Here is a 4,100-nt window from a genome sequence, read left to right on the forward strand (position 1 = left end):
TTGATATTGATATTGATATTGATATTGATATTGATATTGATATTGATATTGATATGACATATATGCCAATGATTTATAAACGATAAATTGACTATTCACTTTACTACAATAATTTTCATATGAGTAGTGATAAGCCTCTCATTTTCTTTGTCGTAGATTGATCTGCTCTGTATCGATTAACACCGAATGGGGGAGTAGCTTCCACTTTTGGCACACAGTGGACGAGCTAACTGAGATGAAGGTCCGCAGTGAGCGAAAAGCGGACCTACTGATGTTCATGGTATGACTAACCGCGTAAATCAAAGCGAGATTTTTGAAAATCGCGGTACACTTCCTGATTAGTAAAAGCTGGAAAGGTGGCTTTCTGGGCTGCTGATTTTACCGCTTCGCAATATGCTTTATTACCGTCGCTAGTTGATATGTTTAAAGCCTTACCATTCTGAGCAAACTCTATGTGTAATCGACACTTCTTCCCTTTCCAGTTTTGTGGGTCAGCCAGTTTTGCATTTATCGCGGCTCTGATCGCCCGCGCTTGCGCGCCCCATTCATCCTGATCGTCCCAGTAGCCAGAACCGCAATTAGCCCTTGCCGTGGTTTTATGGCATCCGGAAGGTTTTAATGGCGTGCATCCCGTTGCCAGACTGGCAACAAATGCCAGCATAAAAAATTTCCTTACCATTTCATTCGCTCTCACTCCCTGCACCCTCACTCCATTAAATTCGTTATATACATTGATAGATTATTCCGCCATCACGAGCACATTTTCAACTGCCCTTTCTGGCGATGACGAGGTCGTTATTAAGCAGTTACAGGCTCCCTTTTGATAACCTCATGGAGTTTTTCAATGCCCGCCTCTTAAGCGCTCTCAAAATGCCGATTATTGCGAAATTCGGCAGAGGGTAGTTCCGGCAAGAAGCACGAGCTGTCTCACGCCTGAACGGCTTGATGAGGCTCTTAGAATGACGCCAAAACAGCGGCAACGCCATATAAGCCAATACCAAATACAATGTGTGTAAGCAGGCTTAACAGACGCGAAAGCCATGGATGAGGTGTACGTGAGGCCGCGATACCAAAGCCAAACGCGGGTTGCAACATCAAAAATGGGGCAGTTAACGTTATTAAGCCTGTCAACACGCCAATTAACAGCGAGGGTTCATGGAGCCAGAACTTTCCGTCAAGCGAAAACGGGATAAACGCAAAAAATATACCGGTAAGGTAATGGAGTATCCAGCCAGTAAGCATCTCTCCATGTATCTGCGGCGATGAAAGAATGGTGTGATGCCTGAATTTCCCCTTAGGGAGGAGTAAAACCCAGCGCCCAACCAAAGCATAATTCAATGGTGGTATTTTCAGAATGTACTTCTGAAAAAGTTACCACAAATCCATAACCAGCGTTGCGCCAATTCCCGTGATGATCGTTTTGAAAATAATATCCAAAGTCCACTTCCTTTTCTCAGTGAAATGATAAGCTGATAATCAGTGTGCAACTTAAAGTGCGGTTTAAGTCAACAATGAAAGAACTGGATATCAGAGAAGTCGCCAACCTTACGGGAGTTACACCATCGGCGTTGCGATATTACGAAAAGAAAGGGCTTATTAAACCTATTGGTCGTAATGGCCTTAGGAGGTAGTACAACGAGATTGTGGTCAATAAATTGCAATTAATCGCTCTGGGACAGGCAGCAGGTTTTTGTCTTGATGAGATTGCCGACATGTTCAGTGAAGACAACAAACTCATTCTCAACAATGTTCTGCTTCTTCAACGAGCAAAGGAGATCGACAGTACCATCCGCCGGCTCCAGTTGTTAAGCCAGGGACTGAAGCATGTTGCTTGCTGTTCGAAAAGCGTGCATTCCGAATGCGAGGAGTTCAAAAAAATTGTCTCAAAAGGACTTCGGCTCGTCATATAAATGACGATTAACGAATCGGGCACGCCTCATGATACCAGGCGGATTAACAAAAGAGTTGTGAAGTCTCCAGCAGCAAAAAGTGGACGACATTACCAGTGGAAAGCATCGCTGTTAATATCTGGACAGTTCATGCTCACCCCCGTGTGACATTTTTCATAGACAATTAAGAAGGGCTATTCATGGCTGCTGTTGAGGAATTGAAAGTGAAGTATCCAGGTGCAAATGCCTGGCAAATGGGTGATAGCCCGGAACTGGCCAGTGAGCTTGCGGATCTGATTAAAAAAGGGATCAAAACAGCCTCTTGCGGATCTTTTGCCTCTTATCAGCAGGAAGAGCCTGCGCCGAAAATTGGGAGCTATAACATTATCCTTGATGGCCAGAGCATCCCGGTCTGCGTAATCAGGCTGGTTTCAATGCGACTGGTTCGTTTTTGTGATGTTACTGAGGAGTTTGCCCGCAAAGAAGGTGAAGGCGATTTAAGCCTTGAATACTGGCAGAAGGAACATCAGCGGTTTTTCACCCGCGAAGGGTATTTCTCTGAAGAAATGGAGCTAATTACAGAAGAATTTGAAGTGGTTGAACTACTGTAAGATCAGCTAAACGATCTTGCGTTCAATCCCCTGCCCTTTATAACAACATCCGCTTCTGGCACTAAGCGGCCAAACTAACTATGCCGCCTCGATTGCAGCCAGTACCGGTTGTGATAGTGTATTGCTTACTCATCTGGACCGTGCAGATCCAGCGGCCAGAGGATGATTCATAGATCTCCTTTCTTACTGGCAACCGCGGGGTTCCGATATGTCCGGCAGACGTTCAGCTTAGTTGCAACGAGTTGTTGAGCCAACCAATGAAACAAAACTTCGCCAACGTAACCAAATCTGGATAACTGATCGGTTCTTGAGGACAACAAATAATGTCATTCAATAATAAAAAACTGTTAATTACGCTCTTATCCCTCTGCACATTTCAGACTTATGCAGCACAATGCACTGCGGAAACCTTCGCTAAAAACAAACTGAACAACTTCATCCTTCTGAGCGAGCCGACAAGAACTGAAATTCCCAAATCTGTATCAATCACTATTGATAGTCCTGACGGGTATCTCCGCACATCGGTTCAAAGCAACTTCAGTCAATGCGGTGAATTAATTGGCGGCCGTATGAAAGAGGTCAAAACCTCAGCAGGCCAGAAAGCAGTTTTCACGGCAACCTCTGAAATTCAGTTGAATAAAACGGAATTTGGCTGGCGCATCCAGGTGGACTCAAACGGCGTCATCACCGATAAAAACAGTCAGAAAACCACGCAGGCATATCGGCAGACTCTTGAGGGAATGTACCTGCTTAACGATAAAGGAATTATCAGCCGTGCAGTTAATCGTTCGGTTATCGCGGCCACAAAACCAGAAGATAAAGACAAAACCGTAGTGGGCACAATCGACTACGCCTTCAATTCATCAGGATTACTGGCAAGCGCGGCAAGTAAAGGAAGTATGGCGATAGATAATAATACGATTGAATACAGTTATGATGGCAATCATCGCCTAATCAAAACCCAATCACCCTCAACCATAGAAGAGTATAGCTATGATAACGAGGGCCGTGAGTTGACCCTGAGCAAGACCCAGACGTATTTCACCATCGAAAAAACTCTGGTCACCTGCGAGGAGTGGAACTCACATGGAGAATGCACACACGCCAATATGGATATTACAATCACCCCAACTGATCGGACAGGTAAACAGTATGTGGACAAACATAACGCCGTAATGACGGCGAAATATGAATACTGGAACTGACAATTTCACCTGCTTCATAAGGAATTAAAATGGTATTGGTTAGCTTGTCCGCTCCAGGCACGGAGCGGACAAGCTAACTGAGCCAAAGGTCCGCCAGGAGCGAAGAGCAGACCTTTAAAAACAATATTTAATGGATTGATTGTAGGGAGCTAAATGATTAGCATCTGCTCTTTCGGACAAAGAAAATGACTGTTAACGATTCCCTCTTCGCATTCTCTCTCGCAGCACTGTTACTTACCCTGACTCCCGGTCTTGATACGGCACTTATTCTGCGCACCGCTTGTGCTGAGGGCGGTAAAAAGGCTTTTCACGCTGCGCTTGGCATTGATGCTGGCTGTTTGTAAGCGCCTCGTTGAGGACGTAGAGTAAAATTTAGTTTACAGGCAGGCTGACGT

3 protein-coding genes and 3 pseudogenes are annotated in these 4,100 nt (G+C 44.9%); 4 read left to right on the forward strand and 2 right to left on the reverse strand.

Annotated features, from left to right (window positions below; all coding sequences use genetic code 11):
* Nucleotides 1–286 precede the first annotated feature (286 nt).
* Nucleotides 287–661, reverse strand: coding sequence for a cell envelope integrity TolA C-terminal domain-containing protein (locus tag AAIR21_RS27290; RefSeq protein ID WP_032681460.1), 375 nt, complete (start codon nt 659–661; stop codon nt 287–289).
* A 293-nt stretch (nt 662–954) separates the two neighbouring features.
* Nucleotides 955–1,386, reverse strand: a pseudogene (locus AAIR21_RS27295) (DUF2938 family protein).
* A gap of 125 nt (nt 1,387–1,511) precedes the next feature.
* Here AAIR21_RS27295 and AAIR21_RS27300 point away from each other — a divergent pair.
* From AAIR21_RS27300 to AAIR21_RS27315, 4 genes and pseudogenes are all read left to right on the forward strand, one after another.
* Nucleotides 1,512–1,910 (forward strand): annotated as a pseudogene (locus tag AAIR21_RS27300) (MerR family transcriptional regulator).
* Nucleotides 1,911–2,089: 179 nt separating this feature from the next.
* A complete protein-coding gene (locus tag AAIR21_RS27305; RefSeq protein WP_025204715.1) occupies nt 2,090–2,500 on the forward strand; it encodes an ASCH domain-containing protein in 411 nt (136 codons plus the stop codon).
* Between the two features lie 323 nt (nt 2,501–2,823).
* Nucleotides 2,824–3,705, forward strand: coding sequence for a hypothetical protein (locus AAIR21_RS27310; RefSeq protein WP_183516551.1), 882 nt, complete (start codon nt 2,824–2,826; stop codon nt 3,703–3,705).
* 185 nt (nt 3,706–3,890) lie between these two features.
* Nucleotides 3,891–4,043, forward strand: a pseudogene (locus tag AAIR21_RS27315) (LysE family translocator); the annotation flags it as partial.
* Nucleotides 4,044–4,100 lie beyond the last annotated feature (57 nt).

The sequence above is a fragment of the Enterobacter sp. PTB genome (genome assembly GCF_051130085.1).
GTDB lineage: Bacteria > Pseudomonadota > Gammaproteobacteria > Enterobacterales > Enterobacteriaceae > Enterobacter > Enterobacter ludwigii.